The organism is Mucilaginibacter sp. OK098, from assembly GCF_900142915.1.
Classification (GTDB): domain Bacteria; phylum Bacteroidota; class Bacteroidia; order Sphingobacteriales; family Sphingobacteriaceae; genus Mucilaginibacter.
The window spans coordinates 410,977-433,695 of sequence record NZ_FRCM01000005.1; the positions used below are offsets into that span (position 1 = coordinate 410,977).

The following is a 22,719-nucleotide window of genomic DNA, read 5'->3' on the forward strand; positions in this document are numbered from 1 at the left end:
AGATTAAAATTCTATATCTTTAATGTGAAGAATGCCGGGTGTTAAATACCGGCATTCTTTAATTTTTAACCTGTTATTTAAGCTCAAAATTTGGTGAACATTTACAATAGAATATTTATTCAGCTGCTTTCTGCAGGTATCATAACATTAATGGGGTGCAGCCACAAGGCTGAAAATAAAGACGCTGACAGCAATAATGCCAACCCCTTATTTACCCTGTTAACACCCGAGCAAACCCATGTGGATTTTAGTAATACACTAACTGAAGGTTTGAATACAAATGTGTTGATGTATGAATACTTTTATAATGGCGGGGGGGTAGCTATAGGTGATTTGAACGGAGATGGTTTACAGGACCTGTATTTTACCGGCAACATGACCGATAATAAAATGTACCTTAATAAAGGCCATATGCAGTTTGCTGATATAACAGCTATTGCAGATGCGGCTGGCCGGCCAGGCCCATGGAAAACAGGGGTAACAATGGTTGATATAAACGGCGACGGCAAACTAGATATTTATGTTTGTTATTCAGGAAATGTTGGGCCTGCAAAACGCGAAAATCAATTGTTTATTAACCAGGGAAATGATAAAGACGGGATCCCTCATTTTACTGAGGAAGCACAGAAATATGGATTAGCCGACCAGGGATACAGTACCCAGGCTGTTTTTTTTGATTATGACAGGGATGGCGACCTGGATATGTTTTTACTGAATCACAGCCCCATCCAGCTGCCTATTTTGGATGAGGTGAATACTGTTGCAGCGCTGAAAAAATCAAACTCTCCAAACGGAGTCAGACTGTACAGGAATGATAATGGCGTTTTTAAAAATGTAACTGAACAAGCTGGAATAAGCAGTTCTGACCTTACTTATGGGCTTGGGGCTGCAATAGCTGATATTAATGGAGACGGCTGGCCCGATATTTATATTTCCAATGATTACAGTATACCCGACTTTATGTACATCAACAACGGGGATGGTACCTTCACTAATAAATTACAATCGTCATTAGGGCATACTTCGGAGTTTTCAATGGGCGATAATATATCGGATATCAACAATGATGGCTTACCCGATATTTTTACACTTGACATGCTTCCGGAAGGAAACCACAGGCAAAAATTATTGTTTGCGCCTGATAATTATGAAAAATTCGACTTAACCCTGCACACTGGGTTTTACTACCAATATATGCGCAACATGCTGCATATAAACAATGGCAACGGCACCTTTAGCGAGGTTGGTCAGCTATCAGGTATTTCAAATACCGACTGGAGCTGGGCCCCTTTGTTTGCCGATTATGATAACGACGGATGGAAAGACCTTTTTGTAACCAACGGTTATACCCGCGATTTTACAAATATGGACTTTATGAAATATATGGGTGACTACCTGAAGGACAGGAGGCTGATGCGTAAGGATATTTATAACCTGGTGCAGCAAATACCTTCATCGCAGGTAAGCAGTTACTTTTTTAAAAATAATGGTGATCTTACCTTTACCAACACCAGTGCATCATGGGGGATCTCGCAATCATCAAACAGCAATGGCGCGGCCTATGTTGATCTGGATAATGATGGTGATCTTGACCTGGTTGTTAACAATATTAACCAGCCTGCATTTATCTACCAAAACGAAGCAAACAAACAATTAAGTAACCATTACCTGCAGCTAAAGCTGGAAGGCGCCGGCAAAAACACGCAGGGAATAGGTGCAAAAGTTACTATCTACGTAAAAAATAAAATGCAATACCTTGAGCAAATGCCAAGCAGGGGCTTTCAGTCAAGCGTATCAGCAATATTGCATTTTGGGTTGGGGAAAGATAAGCAGGTAGATTCTTTACGCATAGTATGGCAACAAGGAAAGCAACAGGTAATAAAGAATGTAAAAGCCGACCAGCAATTAACCCTTAACGAGAAAAATGCGTCGGGCAGCTATCAGGCGCCTGTACCGATAAAAACTATTTTTACAGAAGTGCAATCTCCGGTAATCAATAAAAAGGGAAAAAATAAAACCAATGATTTTAAAAGACAGCCACTAATGGTGAACCCGCTGTCGTTTTCAGGCCCATGTATTATAAAAGGAGATGTTAACGGTGATGGTTTAGAAGACGTTTATGTTGGCGGTGAAGATGGTAAAGCAGGCAGCATATACCTGCAGCAAAAGGACCTGGCATTTGTTTTAAAACCTGAACCGGCGTTTGAAGCTGACAAAAAAAGCGATGATGCAGGTGCTGTCTTTTTTGATGCCAATGGTGATGGTAAACCCGATCTCTACGTATGCTCCGGTGGCTATGGCGACTTTACGCCTGATGATGCGCTGCTGCAGGACCGCCTCTATATTAATGATGGTAAGGGCAATTTTACCCGCGCTAAAAACAGCCTGCCAAAAATGCTGAGCAGCAAGGGCTGCGTAAAAGCGGCCGATATAAATGGCGACGGCTTCCCCGACCTGTTTGTTGGCGGCAGGGTAATTCCCGGCAGGTATCCCGAAATGCCTCAAAGCTATATCCTGATAAATGATGGCAAAGGACATTTTACTGATGAAACTGTAAAATACAATCCGCAGCTGCAGCATATAGGAATGGTGAGCGATGCGGCATGGGTTGATATGAACGGTGATAAAAAGCCCGACCTGGTGTTGGTTGGCGAATGGATGCCGGTTACTATCCTGATCAATTCAAACGGTAAACTGGTAAACAGCACCAATACTTATTTTGACAAGCCTCAGAGCGGCTGGTGGAACAAGATCCTGGTTGATGATTTTAACCACGATGGGCACCCCGATTTGATCATCGGGAACACCGGGCTAAATACACAGTGTAAAGTTTCAGACAAGGAGCCAGCCGAGATGTACTATAAGGATTTTGACGATAATGGATCTGTTGATCCGGTGTTCTGTTTTTATATCCAAGGCAAAAGCTATCCGTATGTAACCCGCGATGAGTTATTTGACCAGATAAGTATGATGCGTTCCCGTTTTGCTGATTATAAAAGCTATTCAGATGCATCTCTTAGCGATATATTCACTACGCTTGAGCTACAGGGAGCGGGGCATCTATCTGCCAATAACCTTTTAACAACCTGTTTTTTAAGCGATGCAAAAGGAAAACTGCACGCTTCGGCCTTACCGTTGCAGGTGCAATCCTCGCCGGTGTACACTATTACTGAACTGGATTATGACCACGATGGTAACCAGGACCTGCTGTTGTGTGGCAATATAAACCGGGCCAGGCTGCGCATGGGTAAATCTGACGCCAACTACGGCATGCTATTAAAAGGTGATGGTAAGGGGCATTTTCAATACATCCCGCAGCAGCTATCAGGTTTTAAACTTTGGGGCGATGTAAGGAGCGTGATAGAAATAAATAAAACCCTGTTATTCGGGATCAATCAAGTTGGGGTAAAAGCCTATAAAGAAAACTAAAATAAACAAATGAGATTTAAGGCATTTTTAACAATTATCCTGTTTGCTGTTGGCGTTTTATACAATAGTTGCAGCAGTAAAAAGCAGCCTGTATTAACAAGCGCCGATATTACCAAGGTAATAAACAGGGTAACGCTTGGAATGGTACATGACGTAACCAACCCACCGCTGGCTGCCCGTTTTTTTGCATACACATGCCTTGCCGGTTACGAAGTAGTGGCAGAGAATGACAAAAACATAAAAAGCATGCACGGTGTTTTAAACGAATATCCTGACATTAAAAAACCGGATTTTGCAAATGGTTATAATTACCAGCTAAGTGCCTTGGTTGCCATGATGGAAACTGCCGGTAAAATGCAACCTACAGGTAGTTCAATGATAAAATATGAGCAGGAACTGCTTGACTCATGCCGGAAAATTGGTTTTACTGATGAGGTAATTGATAGCTCCAAACATTACGGGCAAGCCATTAGTAAGAAAATACTGGCCTACGCAAAAAAGGATAAATATAACCGCATCAGTAATTACAAACGGTTTACACCAGCCGGTGCAGACAGCACCTGGGACCCAACACCCCCGGCATATATGGCCCCGGTTGAGCCCTATTTTAATACTGTGAGGCCGTTAATAATTAAATCGTCCACGCAGTTTCTGCCTGGTCCGCCTATCCCGTTTTCTACCGATAAAAATTCTGCCTTTTATAAGTTTTTGATCATGAATTACAAGGCAAGCGGAAACGCTTTAACCATGGAGCAGAAGACAATTGCAAATTTTTGGGATTGCAATCCCTTTGCTTTACAGGATAACGGGCACATGCTTATCGGCTTGAAAAAGATTTCGCCGGGAGCGCATTGGCTGGGCATTACGGGAATAGCTTGTGCACAGGCAAAAACGGGTTTTTCAAAGGCCATGGAAATTCATACCGTGGTGGCTGCAGGCTTGCTTGATGCCTTTATTTCCTGCTGGGAAGATAAATACCGTACTAACCGCATCCGCCCGGAGACGGCCATCCGCAGGTATATTGATATCAACTGGAAACCGTTGCTGCAAACACCACCGTTCCCTGAATATATCAGTGGGCACTCCATAGCCTCTGCCACATCTGCTGTGATCCTTACGCATTATTTTGGCGATAATTTTCAATATACTGATGATACTGAGGCGGGTTACGGTGTGCCTCCAAGGCATTTCACCTCATTTACGCAGGCTGCAAAAGAAGCTGCTATTTCCAGGTTTTGGGGTGGCATCCACTTTATGGACGCTATTGATAATGGCTTTACCCAGGGTGTAAAAATTGGCAACTGGGTAGTGGATAAAGTAAGCGCCCCCAAAAAAACATCATAAATAAGCCACTGCATGGTAGTGAACGATGTATCGCTATCATGCATTACGGCTGTAATAACTAAACTGTCAGACTAACAATAAAAACAATAAACAAAGTGATGTTTAAAAACCAAATTGCAAAAACCGTTCTTATTTTGATATTTGCCTTTAGTGGCAAGGCGGCTATTGCCCAAATGCGATCTGCAAGCTGGCTTACAAAAACCGACACGGCATTTATTCCCAAAGAAATTGAGGATCCTGAATGCATCGGCATAAATAAACTACCTGCCCATGCCACCTTAATGCCTTATGCAAATTTAACAGAGGCGTTAAAGGCAAACCGCCATGCATCAACCTACGCCAAAACGCTTAACGGCCTATGGAAGTTTAACTGGGTTGGCTGGCCGCAGCAACGCCCGGTTGATTTTTATAAAACAACTTACAATGTTGATAAATGGGCAAACATAAAAGTGCCATCCAACTGGCAGATTGAGGGTTATGGTACGCCTTACTACAGTAATTACAACTATATTTTTCAGAAGGATTTCCCCCGCGTAATGACAACGCCGCCGGTAAGTTTTACCGCTTATAAAGAAAGAAACCCGGTAGGCAGTTACAGGCGTAATTTTGAAGTGCCCGCAAACTGGAATGGCCGCCGCATTTTTGTAACCTTTGATGGGGTTGACGCCGGATTTTTTCTGTGGGTTAACGGTAAAAAAGTTGGTTACAGCGTTAACAGCCGCAATGCTGCCGATTTTGATATAACCAATTTTGTAAAACCCGGCAGCAACGTTATTGCTGTTGAGGTTTATCGTTTTACAACCGGCACCTACCTGGAAGATCAGGACATGTGGCGTTTGAGCGGGATCTTTAGAAATGTTACCTTATGGAGCTCGCCGCAGCAACACATCCGCGATTTTTTTGTAAAAACCAATTTTGATGGTGCATTCAATAATGCTACGTTAGAGGTTGTTGGTAAAGTGAAGAATTTCGGCAACGTAGCTACCAAACCGCGCCGTTTAGCTGTTGACCTTTATGACAACGACAAACTGGTTGATAACGCAAAAGGCTCGGTTGAAATTCCTGCATTAAAGCCAGGGGCCGAAGTAGCTTTAACCGTTCAAATCCCGGTAATCCATCCACGCAAATGGACAGCGGAAACACCGGCGCTTTATACTACTGTTATTTCTATAAAAGATAAAGATCAAACCATTGAAACTGTTTCAACCAGAACTGGTTTCCGCAAAGTTGAGATTAAAGGAAGAATATTCCTGGTAAATGGAGTGCCTGTAAAGCTTAAAGGAGTAAACCGCCATGAGAACTGGCCTGATGTTGGCCACGCCATTACTGAGGCGCAAATGATTAAGGATATCGTACTGATCAAACAAGCTAATTGTAACCATGTAAGAACCTGCCATTACTCTGATGACCCAAGGTGGTATGAGCTTTGCGATGAATATGGGATCTACCTGGTTGCGGAGGCAAACCTTGAATGCCACGGTGCCTGGGATGAGTTTAATGAAGACCCGCGCATAAAGGCTGCTATTATTGACCGTAATGTGGCGAACGTTGAGAATTTTAAAAATCATCCTTCAGTAATCATCTGGTCGTTAGGAAACGAGTGCGGCAGCGGCGGTTCAAATTTCAGGGCGGCGTTAAATATTATTAAAGGTATTGACCCTGACCGTCCAACGCATTACCAGGGCTTTGGGATAGGGGATCAAAATCCTGCCGATATGGATAGCGAAATGTATACATCGCTGGATCAGGTTGAAAAATATGCCACTGATGATAAGCTGACCAAGCCATTTTACCTTTGCGAATATGCCCACGCTATGTTTAATTCAATGGGCAGCGTTGCAGACTATAACGACCTGTTTGATAAATATCCAAATTTATTAGGTGGTTGTATCTGGGAGTGGCAGGACCAGGGTATCTACAATAAATTCGACCCTAAGCATCCTATTATAGCATTTGGTGGTGGCTTTGGTGAAACGCCGAACGATCATTACTTTATTCACAAAGGCGTTGTTTTTTCGGATCGCTCACTTAAACCGCACTTTCCGGAATTAAAGCATGCTTACCAATGGATCAGTATTAAACCTGCTGATTTATCAAAAGGGATAATAAATATTCATAACCGCTACCAGTTTATCAGCCTGGATGGTTTTGCAGCAAGTTGGAGCTTAACTGAAAATGGTTTGGAAATAAGTAAAGGCACTTTACCTGTTGGCCACATTACTCCGGGTAAATCAGAAGATGTAAAAGTACCTTACCAATTTACACCTAAACCGGGTGCGGAATACTTTTTAAGAGTTTCTTTCATAACAACAAAAGATGAGCTATGGGCTAAAAATGGCTACGAGATTGCTTCGCAGCAGCTTGCTTTACCGGTAGTTGGTGCGGTTGCGGCAGAAAGTGAAAAGAATGTTAGTGCACCGGTAAAAGCATCAAATGACGATAATAATATTTATGTGGACGGTAAAGATTTTAGCCTTGTTTTCAGTAAAACAAAAGGAACGTTCACCGAAATAAAGAGCCATAACAACAATATGCTTACCGGCCAGGGCGGCCCCATGCTACATTTATGGCGTGCGCCACACCGGAAAGATGATATGTGGGCAAATGAATCGTGGGATAAATACGGACTTAAGAAATTAGTATGGTCGGTAACCAAAACTTCATTTAAACAGAAGGATGATAATAACGTGGAGATTCGTGCAGAACTTGAGGGAAAGGGCGAAAACGGTTTTGTGGTAACCCATAAAGTGGACTATGAAATAAGCGGAGATGGAACAATAAAAGTGGGTAATGATGTTTCGTTCAATAACACAACCATCCCACTTGCAAGAATAGGGGTGCGTTTTATGTTGGATAAAGATTATAATCAGTTCAATTATTTTGGCAGAGGGCCAATGGAAAACTATTCAGACCGTAAGCTGGGTTTTGATGTTGGACAGTACCAAAGTACAGTTGCGCAGCAGCTAACCCCGTATGAAAAACCGATGGAAGCCGGTAACCATGAAGATGTGCGCTGGGCCAGGGTAAGCTCAAACACAGGGTCATCATTTACGGTAAAAAAAGATACGGCGCTTTTGCAGGTAGCCGCATTGCCGTACAGCGATGAAGAAATGGAAAATGTGGAGTATCGCATTGACCTGCCAAAAAGCAAGGCAACCGTAGTATGTATTGATGCACACACGCTTGGTGTTGGTTCATATTCATGCGGACCTATACCAATGGCATCGTGCATCCCGCTCTCTGAGCCGCAAAAGTTTAGTTACATTATAAATATAAAGTAACCGGCTTATTAATAGATAAGAAGTAAGGGTACAAAGAAACTTTCTTTGTACCCTTACTCTTTTAACCTGATTGCCGTATCTTGCTGCTACCATCTCCGATTTAACAATATGAAAAGGTTTATAATGATTATCGCATCTATTATAAGTATAACAGCAAAAGCACAGGTTCCTGTCGAAATAAGCCTATGGCCGCAAAGCAGGCTTATAGATACTGCTAACGGGCATAAATTAGTTGAACAGGATATATCCAAACCCGGCGAAGGCTTAGTTGAAGGCAGGAGCGTGATCCGCCTTGCTGATATTATCAACCCTACAATTAAAATCTTCACGCCAAAAAATGCAAACGGTACAGCAGTTATAGTTTGTCCGGGTGGTGGATACGGCATCCTGGCTTTGGACCTGGAAGGAACCGAACTATGTACCTGGTTTAATTCAATAGGTGTTACTGCTATATTATTGAAATACCGGGTTCCTGCTTTGCCGGGAAAGTTGAGGTATGAAGCCCCGCTGCAAGATGCGCAAAGGGCCCTTGGATTAGTACGGTTTAATGCGGCTAAGTGGGGCATAAAGCCGGACCATATTGGTATTATGGGCTTTTCAGCCGGCGGGCACCTTTCTGCATTGGTAAGCAATACTTATGACAAAAGAACCTACCCGCAGGTTGATGCTGCGGACGAAGTAAGCTGCCGTCCTGACTTTACTATATTAACTTATCCGGCTTACTTAATTGATGAAAAGGAAGAAGGCAAGCTTGCGCCGGAGATAAAGGTTACCGAAAAAACACCGCCCACATTTATCATGCAAACAGAAGATGACCCCATCAATGTTGAAAATGCCTTGTATTATTATCTTGCGCTCAAAAAAGTTAAAGTTCCGGCAGAGATGCATCTTTATCCAAAAGGTGGCCATGGTTATGGAATGAGAAATAAAACAGGTGGCACCTCGGTGTATCCGCAGCTTATTGAAAAGTGGCTTGCTGATAATAAGTTTTAACAAAAAGTATTTTAAAACCCGGTTATGAGATCAAAAAAACTGCTCGGCTTTCTCTTGTTTGTTATCATGTTTAAATTTGGTTATGCTCAAACCAGTATGATCAATGTGTATGGACGAAACAGTGAACTTTTAAATGGCAAATGGGAAACCATAATTGATCCGTTTGATGCCGGGATAGGCTGGCGGGCTGTTTACAAAGACATTACACCAACCGGCAAAAGTGATTTTGTAGAATATTCATTTATTAAAGAGAATACATTGAATGTTCCGGGAGATTATAACTCGCAATTACCGGAATTAACTTATTACGAAAGTTCGGTATGGTATAAAAAGACCTTTAATTACGCTCCTGGTAAAAATGAACGTTTGTTTATTCACTTTGGCGCTGTAAATTACATTGCTGATGTTTATTTCAACGGTAAAAAATTAGGCCGGCATGAGGGTGGTTTTACTCCTTTTCAATTTGAAATAACCGACCTTGTTAAAGAGAGTGGCAATGCGCTTATTGTAAGGGTAAATAACAGTCGGGTTAAAAACGGCATCCCCGGTTTTGGTTTCGATTGGTTTAATTATGGCGGGATCACAAGGGATGTGCATTTGATAAAAACCAAAAAAGTATTTATTGATGATTACAAAATTCAGCTCGATCCGGATGATAAGAGCCATATTATTGGTTATGCCAAATTGAACAGTGAGTTGGCTGGTCAGAAAATTTCAATCGAGATTCCTGAACTAAAGATCAGTGAAAAAATAGTTACGGATAATAAAGGATTCGCCACTATCAACCTAAAAAGAAAGATCCAGTTATGGACGCCGGAACAACCAAAGCTTTACAATGCAAGCCTCAACGTTGAAAATGACAGTATCAGCGACAGGATAGGCTTTCGCACAATTAAAGTAAACGGGACTCAAATATTACTGAATGGCAAACCTGTATTTTTAAGAGGTGTGAATATTCATGAAGAGGTCCCGCAGCGAAGATCAAGGGCATATTCGGATGCTGATGCGCAGGTTTTAATAAACTGGGCAAAAGAGCTGGGGTGTAATTTTGTAAGGCTTGTGCATTATCCGCACAATGAATACACCATTAAGCAGGCCGAAGAAAAAGGCTTGATGGTATGGGAAGAGATCCCGGTTTACCAGGGGATTGATTTTCCGGATTCGACAGTAAAAGGCAAAGCGGAATTGATGTTAAAGGAAGTTATAAACCGGGATAAAAACAGGTGTAACGTTATTTTGTGGAGCGTTGCCAATGAAACCGGGCCATCAAAAGATAGGGATAAAACCCTGGTTGCACTGGCAAAAGAGGCAAAGCTGTTAGACCCCACAAGATTAGTAACAGCCGCTTTTAACAACGTTAGTTATCATGACGGTAAAATGGAATTAAAAGATTCAGTAATGAAATATGTGGATGTAATTGGCATTAATGAATATATGGGTTGGTATACAGATTGGGCAAAAAATCCTGAAAAAGTTGAGTGGTCCTCTGATTTTAATAAACCCCTGATCATGTCTGAATTTGGCGGTGAATCAGTATACAATAACAAAATAGATACCGCGGTAAAAGCAAGCGCCTGGAGCGAAGATTATGTAGTGAATATTTATAACAACCAAATAAAGATGTTCAAAAATATTCCTTTTTTACAAGGCGTTTGTCCATGGGTGCTGGTTGATTTCAGGTCGCCTGTGAGGATGCAATCCACCTACCAGAAAGGATGGAACCGTAAGGGTTTGTTGTCAGAACAGGGCGATAAAAAGAAAGCGTGGTTTGTTATGAAGGCATATTATGACGAGCTTAAAAAAATGAACAGGATTCAGTAAGATAGTCCATTACTTCCGGTGAAATCTTCATTTTTTAATAGGTTGGTAATTATCAAATTTGATTAACCAATTTATTTCACCTTAATTCCGGCTATTCCACATGAAGAAGATCATTTATTTTATCCTTTCTGGTTTACTTACCTGCTGCAGCATTGCCGGCAGCGGACAGGTTATTCAAAACAGAAGAATTGATCTTTCAGGAAATTGGTCGTTCGGCATTGATTCCCTTGACACCGGTGTGAAAGATAAATGGTTTAATAATAAATTACCCGAAACCATTCATTTGCCGGGTTCTATGACCACCAATGGAAAAGGGGATGACATTACACTGCACACTCCATGGACAGGAGGTGTATGGAATGCGCAATGGTACAAAGATTCAAGCTACGCTAAATACAGGCAACCTGATAATATTAAAGTCTCGTTCTGGCTGCAGCCTGTAAAACATTATGTGGGCGCAGCCTGGTATCAAAAAGAAGTGGTTATTCCCAGGGAATGGTCTGGTCAGCATATAGAACTATTCCTTGAAAGGTGCCATTGGGAAACCACTTTGTGGATTGATGGTAAGGAAGCAGGGATGCAGAATGCATTAAGCGCACCTCACCTTTACGAGTTGGATAACTTGCTTAAACCCGGGAAACATGTATTCTCTATAAGAATTGATAACCGGATTAAAGATATTGACCCCGGAGCAGATGCGCACAGCGTAAGTGATAATACCCAAACCAACTGGAATGGTATTATTGGAGAGATGACACTTAACGCCAGGCCTGCTGTTTATCTTTCATCAGTTCAATTATTTCCGGATGTTGACAAGAAACTAGTTGTAGTAAAAGTAAAGATCAAGAGCCTTAATACAAATACAGGTTTGCTAAAACTGGCACTCAGCGCGGAGGGAAACAAGGGAAATGTGAATTTACCAACCCTGCATAAAACGGTTACGGCCGGCAAGGACTCAACAATAGTGTCGTTTACTTATCCAATGGGAACACGCCCGTTGTTATGGGATGAATTCAATCCCAACCTTTACCACATGAAGGTAACTTTAGTGGGAAAAAAAGGAACAGATAGCCAGAATGTTACTTTTGGCATGCGTAAATTTATAGCCAAAGGAAGACAGTTTACGATAAATAACCGCCCAATATTTCTTCGGGGCACACTTGAATGCGCTATTTTTCCTAAAACGGGTTTTCCACCGGTTGATAAAGCAGCCTGGGCAAGAATATTTCGCATCAGCAGGTCGTACGGACTAAATCATATGCGGTTTCATTCCTGGTGCCCACCCGAAGCTGCTTTTGAGGCAGCTGATGAAGCCGGATTTTATTTGTCGATAGAGTGCTCAGCCTGGGCAACGGTAGGGGACGGCAAGCCAATTGATAAATTTATTTACGCAGAAAGTAACCGGATAGTTAATGCTTTTGGCAACCATCCATCGTTTTGCATGATGCCTTATGGCAATGAACCGGGTGGCGATCATCACCTTGAATTTCTTACAGGCTTTGTTAAATACTGGAAGCAAAAAGATCCCAGGCGGTTATATACAACAGCTTCGGGCTGGCCCATTATCCCTGAAAATGATTATAACAGCACACCTGATCCTCGGATCCAGGCCTGGGGTGCCGGTGTAAAGAGTATTATAAATGCAGAACCGCCAAGTACAAATTACGACTGGTCATCCATTATCAATAAATGGCCGCAGCCAACGGTAAGCCATGAAATTGGGCAATGGTGTGTTTATCCGAATTTCAAAGAGATAAAAAAGTATGACGGCGTTCTTAAGCCTAAAAATTTCGAGATATTTTATGATCGCCTGAAAGAACATGACCTAACCAGCCTGGCCGACAGTTTCCTGATTGCATCGGGTAAATTGCAGGTGCTTTGTTATAAAGCGGATATTGAAGCGGCGCTTCGCACCAAGGGTTTCGGTGGGTTTCAGTTATTGGACCTGCATGATTTCCCCGGCCAGGGTACTGCGCTGGTTGGCGTTTTAGACCCTTTTTGGGATGATAAGGGTTATGTTACGGCAAAGGAATACAGCAGGTTTTGTAATGCAACTGTGCCGCTTGCCCGAATGACTAAACTGATCTATCAGAATAATGAAAAGCTGGAGGCCGCTGTTGAGATAGCCCATTATGGCAGCACTCCGTTAAAACACATTACCCCAACATGGCAATTGCAGGACGGTAAAGGTAAAATCTTATACAAAGGACAGTTAAAAACGACAGATATACCGATAGGCAACGGCTTTAAACTTGGCCAGATCAGCCAATCACTAACTGCTATCAATCGGCCCGCGAAACTATCGTTACAAATAAACGCGGGCGGGCATATTAACTCATGGGATATTTTTGTTTATCCTTCACACAACCCTGAAGCTGGTAAAAATATTTATGTTACCCAACAACTGGATGAAAAAGCTTTAGCCATATTAAATAGCGGTGGTAAGGTTTTATTAACTATAAAAAAGGGTGCGATAAAAGACGCTAAGGGTGGTAGTGTTGCGGTTGGATTTTCCAGCATTTTCTGGAACACCTCGTGGACTAACAACCAGCCCCCGCATACATTAGGGATCCTATGCAATCCCAAACATCCTGCATTGGCAGAGTTTCCAACTGATTATTATAGTAACTGGGAATGGCAGGATGCTATGAGCCATAGTAATGCAATCCGGCTTGACAGCCTTTCAAGTGACATTAAACCTATTGTAAGGATCATTGACGACTGGTTTACAGCGAGGCCATTGGGACTGATCTTTGAGTGCAAAGCAGGGAACGGAAGCTTAATGGTTTCGGGGATTGATTTGCTTACCAACCAGGAAAAACGACCTGAAGCTAAGCAGTTGTTATACAGCCTGGAAGCGTACATGAACACACCTGCTTTTAAGCCTGCCATACCTGTTAAAACAGAAAAGCTTGCAGCGATTTTTAAATAGTTATAACATAGCATTTATACAAAACTTGAAATCGGGACAGAGATAAGGAACATGCTTTTTTTAATCTTAAAGTCAACAATACACTGATTATGGGGTTATAGGGTTGCAGCAGCCGGGACGTTCAATAATATTTATTTAGTTTTGCCGGCTGAAAAGAAAGATCCTGTTACCGGTAAAAATGAAAAAATCCATCCTTTCCTTCCTGTTTTTAACGCTGTTAATAGTCAACAGCTATGCTCAAGATAAAAAAGTTGCTGTTGTTACATTTTATGCAGTTAAGCAAATGGGTTTAACTAACAGCAGCCAGAATGCTGTGACACCGGCGATTGCCCGGCTTAGTGAAGACCCTAAATTTGACCTGAAGCTTTTGCTGAAGAACTTTCACGACCAATTCTTTGAAAATTGTGCGAAGAGTTTTCCTTTTCAGTTTTTACCTGAAGACCAGGTTATCCATAATGATACTTATAAGGATTTCATTCCTGAAGATGCAGGATTTAACGACATTTTGAAAGGGAATGCTTATATCCCGGTTAACGGGTATAAAGTGATTTTGCCCTTAAAGGGGAATGCCAATGAAAAAAGCTTACTTGGGATGTTTGACCGATGTGATGGCGTGATGAAAGTGTACATTAATTTTGACATGGAATCAAGAGGTTTTGGAGGGATGGCTCTTGTAAAAGTTAATGCCTACGCCAATATTATATTATTTAACAGAAATGGCAAGAAGGTATTTTCAATAAAGGAAAAAGCTATGTCAAAAATATCGGGTGCGCAGATTGCGGGCATCCCCTTCCTGACACCCGAAAAAATACTACCGTTGTGTGAAAGTGCTTCAGATGAACTGATGATAGCACTGCAAAATGATCTGCCAAAAATGGTAAGAAAAGCGGATAGGAAGCTGTAGCTGTTTTTTAATAGATCCCGTCACTACATATCCGGTAAATAACAAACCAACCTTACTTAATAAGCTCCGCAGGCAGCCGGTTAATTGGCTGGATCTTTATTTGCCTGTAAAAGATCTCGGCACCTTCTGACTGGATTTGAATTTTTCCTTTGGTAAGAGGTGATTCCTGCCCGTTATCCATTTGTTTATTATGATATAACACCATCATTACTTTCCCATTAATAACATGTATACTGGTATCGCCATGGCAATACAGGTCTGCCGTGTTCCATTGGCCTGATGGGTTTTCAGAATCCGTACCTTTTATGCAGTGCCTTCCCTGTTTGCCGCCTTCTTTAAACGTGATAAGCGTTCCCTTTGGATCGTAAACATAATCGGTTTCTGATCTTTTAATTACGGGCATATCAGCCATGCCGCCCGCAACACCCCAATAATCACCACAATTACCTTCTTCTACCTGGAACTCCTGCGAACGCATCCATGCGCCATAATCTGCACCGTATTTTCCAACAGAATGATAAAGCAGACCGCTGTCTTTCTTTTTACCCTTCTTTTGTCCCCATGAAAGCTCACCCCATTTAAACTGTAATTGAAGGTGATAGTTTTCGTATTCCTTTTTTGTTGATATAGCCCCCCAGTTTTCGCCCGAAATGCGGATCACATTTCTCCCTCCATCTTTAACTATTGTAAAAATATGTCTTGGATCGTTATTCAAGCCTAAAGGTGTGCCGGTAATGGGTTTGCCACTATCATCAAGATCAGGCCCGATATAAGTATCCCAACCGGTAAGATCTTTCCCATTAAAGAGCTGTTTCCAGTTATCTTTTTTTCCGGTTGTTGTAAAACCGAATACAATTATGCAAAGTAACAGGGGCAGGATAAATTTGGCAGGTTTCATGGCAATAGGTTTATTTATCTAAGATAGGAGATCTGCCAGCGTATGTAGGGCTATTTTTTTAATTAGCACGAATGTAATTGGAAAATTACAAGGGTTCCTATGTTTAGTCCCCGCAGGGTCTCTCAGAGAGGACCCTGCGATGGATAGTGTTTTTTAGGTGGAAATAGCCACATGCTATTCCATTGCAATAAGTTTTAGTTGACCACAAACATCGCGCAGGTTCTCTCTGAGAGAAAAGGATACCCATATAATTTGGCCTCACCTAAATCCTCTCCAAAGGAGAGGACTTTAGCTTCGCTCTTATCCAGAACCTCCGTCTGGTCCCTTTCAGGAGAGATTGCTGGGACAAAGCGTTCCATTTTTCAGCGGAACGGGGTGGAACACTATGGAACATTCTGATTATCAGGATTTTTAACTTTTTCAAAAATGCAAGTTGCTGATAATCAATGATTGTGTAATTTGATGTTTTTGCTTTGTCGTTGTAATTTGTTTATAATCAGTATGTTCCATGTTTGTTCCATGCGTTCCATTGGGGTCTCGTCCGCTTTTGGGTTTACACTTGAGTAAAAATGGACCGCTTTGCTGGCGTGGATACACAAACTTAGTCCACGCAAACTTAATAGCATTGGAGAGAGCCTGCGAAGACAAGCAAGACAATAAAATAATAAAAGCCTTTTTATTTTATCCGATGCGCTATACTTGTTGAATTTACTTCCCAGGTAACGCCGTTATCAGGCGAAAATGCCTGGCTCCATAAATAGTTATCCTTGCTTATTTTTTCCCATCTGAACATTACGATCACAGGTTTGCCCTGAAAAGTATCTTTACAATAAAACTTGCCGATCTTTCCTTCGAAAGAACCTACAACTGGCGGGTCCATTGATCCGTAGTTACTGTCAGCCCAAAAAAGGCTCCATAATTTTGTTTCGGGGTTATACAATCTAACTGTAATGCCTTCAAATGGCTTATTATTATTAACCGGGTTGAATGCCGATTTGTAAATATCCATGTTACCTATCCCATTTAATATCATACTGTAATCGCCTGTTGCCTCAAAAGGGATCCATTCGGTACAATTGTTCAATCTTGTTTTAAGCCTTTTGTTAGTCATGGCCCATTTGCCAACTAAAAAATCAAAATCATTTTGCGACGAAGCTGTTGACGGGATGATCTCAAGATCTCCGGTTGAAGTGATCTTTGCGTTAACCATCATATGTTCTTTTAACGTTTGGGCACGGATGTGCGAAACCTGGAGTACAAATAAAATTAGTAAGGCAAGAATTTTCTGAGTATGCTGAATGTTTTTCATTTGTATTACGATTAATGTTTAATAATTGATTTTTATTATTTTACCCTGTGCGAGGTATTGGTTAGATTCATTTCCCAGGTAATACCGTTATCTGGTGAAAATGCCTGGCTCCATACGGGGTTATCTTTATCAGTTTTATCCCATTTAAACATTACAATTACCGGCTAGCCGTTGAAAGTATCTTTACAGTAAAACCTGCCGATATTTCCTTCGAACGAGCCCACAACAGGTGGGTCCATTGCACCAGCGTTACTGTCGGCCCAGTAAAGGCTCCATAACTTTGTTTCCGGATTGAACAGCCTTAGGGTTAAACCTTCATAAAGGGTTCCGTTAACCTGGTTGTAGGCAGTTTTAAAAAGATCCGTATTGCCGATCCCGTTTAGTATCGGGCCTGAATTTTCATCTGTCGATTCGTACTCTACCCATTCGGTGCAATTATTCAGCCTTGTTTTAAGTCGTTTATTGCGCATAGTCCATTTACCGGCTAAATAATCAAAATCATTTTTTGATGACGTTTTAGAAGGAGTGATCTCAAGCTCCCCGGTTGGGGTGATCTTCGCGTTTACCATCATCGGTTCTTTTGGAGAAACAGCCTGGGCACAGGTATAAAAAGCTTGCAGCGTAAATAAAATTAGTAAAGCAAGGGCTTTTAAAGTGTATTGAATATTTTTCATTTGTTTTATATTTATAGATTGGGCAATTTTTATTTTGCTCATCATAATTTTTCATAAGTCATATACCAGTTCCATTCCCAGGTTTTACCCTTGTCGGCAGAATAGGCCTGGCTCCACTTAAAATTCTTTTTATCGCTTGCATCCCAGCGGAGCAGCGCTATTATTTTTTTACCATTGTAAGTATCTTCAGCAAAAAAATCGCCGACGCCATTTTCAAACGAACCCACATTGGGTGTATCCATGGTGCCCACATTGCTGGCAGCCCAGTATATGCTCCAAAGTTTTGTTTTGGGGTTAAAAAGGCGAACGGTCAGGCCTTCAAAAGGTGGTTTTCCGTCAAATCCATCAAATGAGCCGGAATCAAAATTTGCAATGCTGTTTGAAAAAACTTTATGCATTTCAACTATTGCATCCAGCTTTACCCATTCTGTACAATTATTCAGTCTTGTTTTAAGCCGCCGGTTATGGATCTTCCATTTGCCAACAAAAAAGTCAAAGTCTTTTGGCGATGAAGTTTTTGAGGCTATCATTTCCAGCTTTCCTGTCGAAGTGATCCTTGTGTTTTTCATCATTGATTCTCTTGGTGAAAGAACCTGGGCCCGGAGATATGAAACCTGCAGCACTAATAAAATTAGAGCAATGGATTTTAAGAGGTATTGAATATTTTTCATTTGTTTTATGATTTTGTAAGCGATAATTTTTTCAGTTGATTTTGACTAATTTATTTTACCCTCGTATCGGTAGCAATCCAGTTTGCTTCCCAGGTTTTGCCGCCATCATCCGAAAAAGATTGCTCAAAATGACAGGTATCGGGCGTAAGTTCAGTGATAACAAAGCGCACAAGGATGGCCCTGCCATTAAGGGTTTCCTGGTCAAAAAACTCACCCCGCCCGTTTTTGAACCCGCCGATAGTAGGCTGGCTCATAGCACCGGTGCCGGCGCCAGAAAAATTAAGGCTCCATTGCCGGCTTTGTGGGTTGTATAAACGTACGCTCAAGCCTTCTATATGGCCGGCCGGGCCATCAACTTCAAGCTCAACCAGGTTGGCACGCCCACTCCAAACTTTACTCACTACAGTACTGCCGGTATATGCCACCCAGGTAGTGGAGCCGGTTAAAGGGTGCAGCAACCGTTTCAGATCAGTTTTCCAGGTACCGATTTCGAAGTCGAAATCATGCTCCCCGTTCCGTTCTGCGGCCGATTGTTTTGAAACAGCTTTTGATGTATCTTTTTGCTGCTTTACAAACGCATAGAGCACATTAGCACCCAGCAGGCATATAATACTTGTTAAAAGCAGCTTATACATTATTTTCATATAATTATAGTTTTGTTTTACTTTAAAACGCTGTGCAGATTTTATCCTGTTTATGTTTTTATGGCGATAAGAGAAGATCAAAATTAATTGTAAATTGGCCCTGCCAAAAGAGCCATTATAATAAATTAAACAGAGCCATTTGATGGGGAAAATTACACCTCAAATATTAGTCACCTTTATCCGGATAAATAAAAAACCGGGTAAAACTATTAATCATCAACTGTATGAACAGTTAAAGAATGGAATCTATGAGGGCATGCTGCGCCCTTTTGACAGGATGCCTTCCTCGCGCGAAATGAGCGTGGAGCTTAAAATTTCAAGGAATATTGTACTACAGGTTTTTGATCAGTTAAAGATGGAGGGCTTTTTTGAGTCGAAAACCGGATCAGGAACATTTGTCAGTAAAAACGTCGATAAATTCTCCTATCCTAAAAGTCAGCCTATACGCCCGGTGCAAAAACCGGAACATTACACCGCCAGGCCATACGGACTTAATAATGCTTTTAAAGGACATATTAGCGCTTTGGAACCCAGGCGCCCCTTCCAACAGTCAATCCCTCTTATTCCGGAGTTTCCCTTCCCTGCCTGGGCCCGCATCAGTGCAGGCGTAAATAAAAATATAAACCGGTTACATTTAGGCTACGATGATGCCCAGGGATATTTGCCTTTGCGGAAAGCACTGTGCGACCATCTGCGTATTTCAAGATCAATAAATTGCGACCCGGAAAATATGCTGATTGTGAATGGTACCAGGCAGGCCCTGCATTTAGCCGCTGAATTGTTATTGAATAAAGGAGATCAATGCTGGATGGAAGATCCGGGATATGCGGGAGCAACATCGGCTATTCAGCGGTTTGGCGGGCAGATCTGTCCTGTACCGGTAACAAGCGATGGCCTGGACCTGGATTTTGCCATGCATAATTATCCAAAATCAAAGCTTGCCTATGTAACTCCATCGCACCAATTCCCGATGGGCAATACAATGGCGCTTAACGACCGGATAAAGTTATTGAACTGGGCAAAGGATAACCAGATGTGGATCATAGAAGATGATTACGACAGCGAGTTCAGGTACGATAGCCGCCCTATCCCTGCGCTGCAAGGTATGGACACCAACGGAAATGTTATATATTCAGGTACATTAAGCAAGGTTTTATTGCCTGCCTTACGTTTAGGCTATATGGTTTTTCCTACCGAAGCCATGGCCAGACAGTTTGCTACCGCAAAATCTGTAATTGACGGGCAGGGCAATATAATTACCCAGGCTATTGTAAGCGAATTTATCAGCCAGGGGCATTTTAGCCGCCATGTAAGGCGAATGCGACTGTTATACAAAAAAGCCCAGGACGATTTAGTAAGTCTGATAAACCTGCATCTAAGAGACAGGCTAACACCTGTTCCGGTAGAAGCAGGCATGCACTTTATAGCCTGGCTGTCAACATCAATTAATGCCGGAATAATTGCAAATGAATGTTTTAAAGCAGGTGTAATTATTAACCCGCTTAGCAGCTCCGGGATTAAATTCAAGCATCCCAATGGATTGATTTTGGGGTTTGCAGGTTTTTCATTTGGGGAGATGGAGAAGGCTGTACTTATATTAAAACAGGTGCTGGATAAGCATTTATAGTGCTTTACTTATAAGTGCTATTTTCATTGTCATAGGCAAAAATTTTCAAAACTTTCGATCAAAAGCTTCTGTCGGATTAAAGCCTAAGTGGTTAAGCGTAAAACATTATAAGAATTTAATGGTTTAAAGTTTGATCTTAGTTTATTACAAAAACAAGTAATAAATATGAATTTAAATATTGGTAACCCTTAAAATGCATTATATACCTGGCCGTAAAAGGTTTTCTTTTTTATTAAAGATTTTATTATTGTTCCTATTTACAGGCATACATTATGGTGCTTACAGCCAGGTAACAACTGCTGCTGATTCTTTAAAAGCAGCGTCTTTACGAGCTGATTCTATAAGGGTTAAGCAGGCTGCTGCACTTTCAAAACAATTTGATTTTGGCGACCTGATCAGGGACATCCTGCATCCAAACAAGGTGCCCGATTCAACTCGTAAAAAACCATCGGGTATTACTATTGTACCCAATATAGCCTCAAATCCAACTATTGGCTCGCAATTAGGAATCAAGGCGGTAGCAGGCAGAAAACTTGGTAATGACCCAAATACGCTCTTGTCTGTGGCTGCAACATCAGCCTCAATTACTACCAAGGGGATCATTTATTTTTATGTTAATCACAATATCTATACCCCCGGCAATAAGTGGAATTTCCAGGGTAATTTTGTTGTTGCAAAAACGGTTACCCCTGATGAGGGGTTAGGCATAGGCCGTAACCCCGGGGGGAGTGAAACCGACCAGGTATTGGCGAATCCGGAGCGTAAGGCCCGTGCGCTCAATTCTATATATTTAAATCTCAGGGAAAAAGTATATAAAGAAATTCAAAAAAATCTTTATGTTGGGGTAGGGGCATCTTTTGACATCAGGACGAAAATTAAACAAAGGGATACATCAAATTTAACGCCTTACAATATCTATAGTGATGAGCACGGATTTAAACGGGGTGATTACAGGGCAGACGGCCTGCTCTTCAATCTACAATATACCACGCGTGATAATCAGAATCGCGCTTATAAAGGGATCTATGTGGATGCAGGCTTCCGCGTTAATTCAACATTGCTGGCAAGCTCAAAAAGTTCAGTACAATTTACCACCGATTTTAGGAAATATTTTAGTCTCTCTGCCGAAAACCCGGAACATGTTCTTGCATTTTGGAATTGGGGATCATACCTGATCAGTGGTAATGTGCCCTACCTGGAGTTACCGGGAACAAGTAAAGATGGAACCTTCAGGAGCGGAAGAGGATACACCTCAGGTTATTTTAAAGGCACGAAGTATAACTATTCGGAAGTTGAATACCGTTTCCCGATATTGGCTAACAAGTTTGTTAGTGGTGTTACTTTTGCCAACGCACAAACCGCAAATGATGAAGCCGGTACAAAAATATTTGAGCATTTTCAGTATGGATATGGTGCAGGCCTGCGTTTGCTGTTTAATAAGGCTACACGTACCAATTTGTGCCTTGATTATGCCTTTGGAAATTATAACTCCCACGGTTTCTTTTTGAATTTAAATGAAACTTTTTAGCATTAAACCCTTAAGAAAATTACTCTGCCCGGTTTGAATTCGATAATGCGTTAACACGAAATAGCTTATTTATTCAGGGTGCTCAGCAATAGCAAAACAGCTATATCTTTAAAATGTAAACGCAAAAATTTTAGCGCATGGGTTATTTGGTTTTCAACTGTTCGCTTTGAGATGCCAAAGTGTGCCGCTATTTCATCATTGGTCATCTGTTGGATCCTGCTTAGCAGAAAAATCTCGCGGCAACGTTTTGGGAGCTGGAGTAAATGATCATTAACTGAGCTTTCAAGATCAAGGGAGGCTAACTTTTCTTCGCCGGCATTAGCTTGTTGTATGCTTGTTTCATCGTCATAATTTTCAACATATATTAATGGTGATGCTTTCCGCGCTTTAAAACATTTATAAACATGGTACCGGGTTGAACTGGTTAAATAACCTTTGAGTGAAATGATCTCATATTCTTTTCGTTTTTGCCAGATGTTCAGGAAAATATCATGTACAATATCGGCGCTTAAAGCCGCATCCCGTAGATAATTATATGCACTGGTATACATAGCAGACCAATAACGCTCAAAAAGCATATCGAATGCTTTCCTGTCATCGCACTTTATTGCCTGCCAGAGTTGATGATCTGTAAACTCCTGTTTAATCACGCGTAATTAATTAC

Annotated in this window: 15 protein-coding genes; 9 read left to right on the forward strand and 6 right to left on the reverse strand. The window is 41.5% G+C overall.

Features of this window, described 5'->3' with window-relative positions; translation table 11 throughout:
• The first annotated feature begins 93 nt into the window (after positions 1 to 93).
• The 7 genes from BUE31_RS18515 to BUE31_RS18545 all read left to right on the forward strand — a co-directional run bounded on the left by BUE31_RS18515 (position 94) and on the right by BUE31_RS18545 (position 14,704).
• Positions 94 to 3,429: a VCBS repeat-containing protein gene (locus BUE31_RS18515; protein ID WP_200801950.1), complete on the forward strand. Its 3,336-nt coding sequence runs from the start codon at positions 94 to 96 to the stop codon at positions 3,427 to 3,429.
• Between the two features lie 9 nt (positions 3,430 to 3,438).
• Positions 3,439 to 4,773 (forward strand): vanadium-dependent haloperoxidase, encoded by a 1,335-nt coding sequence (locus BUE31_RS18520; RefSeq protein WP_073405319.1) that lies wholly within the window; start codon positions 3,439 to 3,441, stop codon positions 4,771 to 4,773.
• Positions 4,774 to 4,871: 98 nt separating this feature from the next.
• Positions 4,872 to 8,054, forward strand: a complete 3,183-nt coding sequence (locus BUE31_RS18525) for a glycoside hydrolase family 2 TIM barrel-domain containing protein (RefSeq protein ID WP_073405320.1) — start codon at positions 4,872 to 4,874, stop codon at positions 8,052 to 8,054.
• 108 nt (positions 8,055 to 8,162) lie between these two features.
• A complete protein-coding gene (locus BUE31_RS18530; protein ID WP_073405321.1) occupies positions 8,163 to 9,047 on the forward strand; it encodes an alpha/beta hydrolase in 885 nt (294 codons plus the stop codon).
• Between the two features lie 24 nt (positions 9,048 to 9,071).
• Positions 9,072 to 10,868, forward strand: a complete 1,797-nt coding sequence (locus BUE31_RS18535; RefSeq protein WP_073405322.1) for a glycoside hydrolase family 2 protein — start codon at positions 9,072 to 9,074, stop codon at positions 10,866 to 10,868.
• Positions 10,869 to 10,968: 100 nt separating this feature from the next.
• Entirely contained in the window at positions 10,969 to 13,800 is a 2,832-nt protein-coding gene (locus BUE31_RS18540; protein WP_073405323.1) for a sugar-binding domain-containing protein, read from the forward strand.
• 178 nt (positions 13,801 to 13,978) lie between these two features.
• Positions 13,979 to 14,704 (forward strand): hypothetical protein, encoded by a 726-nt coding sequence (locus BUE31_RS18545; protein WP_073405324.1) that lies wholly within the window; start codon positions 13,979 to 13,981, stop codon positions 14,702 to 14,704.
• 52 nt (positions 14,705 to 14,756) lie between these two features.
• Here BUE31_RS18545 and BUE31_RS18550 read toward each other — a convergent pair whose 3' ends face one another.
• The 5 genes from BUE31_RS18550 to BUE31_RS18570 all read right to left on the reverse strand — a co-directional run bounded on the left by BUE31_RS18550 (position 14,757) and on the right by BUE31_RS18570 (position 18,900).
• The gene (locus tag BUE31_RS18550; protein ID WP_073405325.1) at positions 14,757 to 15,602 is read right to left on the reverse strand and encodes a 3-keto-disaccharide hydrolase; all 846 of its coding nucleotides are present in this window, start codon (positions 15,600 to 15,602) and stop codon (positions 14,757 to 14,759) included.
• Between the two features lie 676 nt (positions 15,603 to 16,278).
• Positions 16,279 to 16,911 carry a hypothetical protein gene (locus tag BUE31_RS18555; RefSeq protein ID WP_234997859.1) on the reverse strand — a complete coding sequence of 211 codons (633 nt, stop codon included), beginning with the start codon at positions 16,909 to 16,911 and terminating at the stop codon, positions 16,279 to 16,281.
• Positions 16,912 to 17,075: 164 nt separating this feature from the next.
• Entirely contained in the window at positions 17,076 to 17,585 is a 510-nt protein-coding gene (locus BUE31_RS18560) for a hypothetical protein (protein WP_200801951.1), read from the reverse strand.
• 41 nt (positions 17,586 to 17,626) lie between these two features.
• Positions 17,627 to 18,256 carry a hypothetical protein gene (locus tag BUE31_RS18565; RefSeq protein ID WP_234997860.1) on the reverse strand — a complete coding sequence of 210 codons (630 nt, stop codon included), beginning with the start codon at positions 18,254 to 18,256 and terminating at the stop codon, positions 17,627 to 17,629.
• Positions 18,257 to 18,306: 50 nt separating this feature from the next.
• Positions 18,307 to 18,900, reverse strand: coding sequence for a hypothetical protein (locus tag BUE31_RS18570; RefSeq protein WP_073405560.1), 594 nt, complete (start codon positions 18,898 to 18,900; stop codon positions 18,307 to 18,309).
• A 142-nt stretch (positions 18,901 to 19,042) separates the two neighbouring features.
• Between BUE31_RS18570 and BUE31_RS18575 the strand changes: the two genes are divergently transcribed.
• Positions 19,043 to 20,527 (forward strand): MocR-like pyridoxine biosynthesis transcription factor PdxR, encoded by a 1,485-nt coding sequence (locus tag BUE31_RS18575; protein WP_073405326.1) that lies wholly within the window; start codon positions 19,043 to 19,045, stop codon positions 20,525 to 20,527.
• 247 nt (positions 20,528 to 20,774) lie between these two features.
• Positions 20,775 to 22,055: a BamA/TamA family outer membrane protein gene (locus tag BUE31_RS18580; RefSeq protein ID WP_234997861.1), complete on the forward strand. Its 1,281-nt coding sequence runs from the start codon at positions 20,775 to 20,777 to the stop codon at positions 22,053 to 22,055.
• A 65-nt stretch (positions 22,056 to 22,120) separates the two neighbouring features.
• Here the strand turns inward: BUE31_RS18580 and BUE31_RS18585 are convergent, their stop codons facing one another.
• Positions 22,121 to 22,705 (reverse strand): RNA polymerase sigma factor, encoded by a 585-nt coding sequence (locus BUE31_RS18585; RefSeq protein ID WP_073405328.1) that lies wholly within the window; start codon positions 22,703 to 22,705, stop codon positions 22,121 to 22,123.
• Positions 22,706 to 22,719: the final 14 nt, after the last annotated feature.

Excerpts from the sequence above, each read along its gene's own strand:
- BUE31_RS18570 (WP_073405560.1), bottom strand. The coding sequence starts at position 18,900 with ATGAAAATAATGTATAAGCTGCTTTTAACAAGTATTATATGCCTGCTG.
- BUE31_RS18535 (WP_073405322.1), top strand. The coding sequence starts at position 9,072 with ATGAGATCAAAAAAACTGCTCGGCTTTCTCTTGTTTGTTATCATGTTT.
- BUE31_RS18575 (WP_073405326.1), top strand. The coding sequence starts at position 19,043 with ATGGGGAAAATTACACCTCAAATATTAGTCACCTTTATCCGGATAAAT.
- BUE31_RS18555 (WP_234997859.1), bottom strand. The coding sequence starts at position 16,911 with ATGAAAAACATTCAGCATACTCAGAAAATTCTTGCCTTACTAATTTTA.
- BUE31_RS18540 (WP_073405323.1), top strand. The coding sequence starts at position 10,969 with ATGAAGAAGATCATTTATTTTATCCTTTCTGGTTTACTTACCTGCTGC.
- BUE31_RS18545 (WP_073405324.1), top strand. The coding sequence starts at position 13,979 with ATGAAAAAATCCATCCTTTCCTTCCTGTTTTTAACGCTGTTAATAGTC.
- BUE31_RS18525 (WP_073405320.1), top strand. The coding sequence starts at position 4,872 with ATGTTTAAAAACCAAATTGCAAAAACCGTTCTTATTTTGATATTTGCC.
- BUE31_RS18530 (WP_073405321.1), top strand. The coding sequence starts at position 8,163 with ATGAAAAGGTTTATAATGATTATCGCATCTATTATAAGTATAACAGCA.
- BUE31_RS18520 (WP_073405319.1), top strand. The coding sequence starts at position 3,439 with ATGAGATTTAAGGCATTTTTAACAATTATCCTGTTTGCTGTTGGCGTT.
- BUE31_RS18565 (WP_234997860.1), bottom strand. The coding sequence starts at position 18,256 with ATGAAAAATATTCAATACCTCTTAAAATCCATTGCTCTAATTTTATTA.
- BUE31_RS18560 (WP_200801951.1), bottom strand. The coding sequence starts at position 17,585 with ATGAAAAATATTCAATACACTTTAAAAGCCCTTGCTTTACTAATTTTA.
- BUE31_RS18550 (WP_073405325.1), bottom strand. The coding sequence starts at position 15,602 with ATGAAACCTGCCAAATTTATCCTGCCCCTGTTACTTTGCATAATTGTA.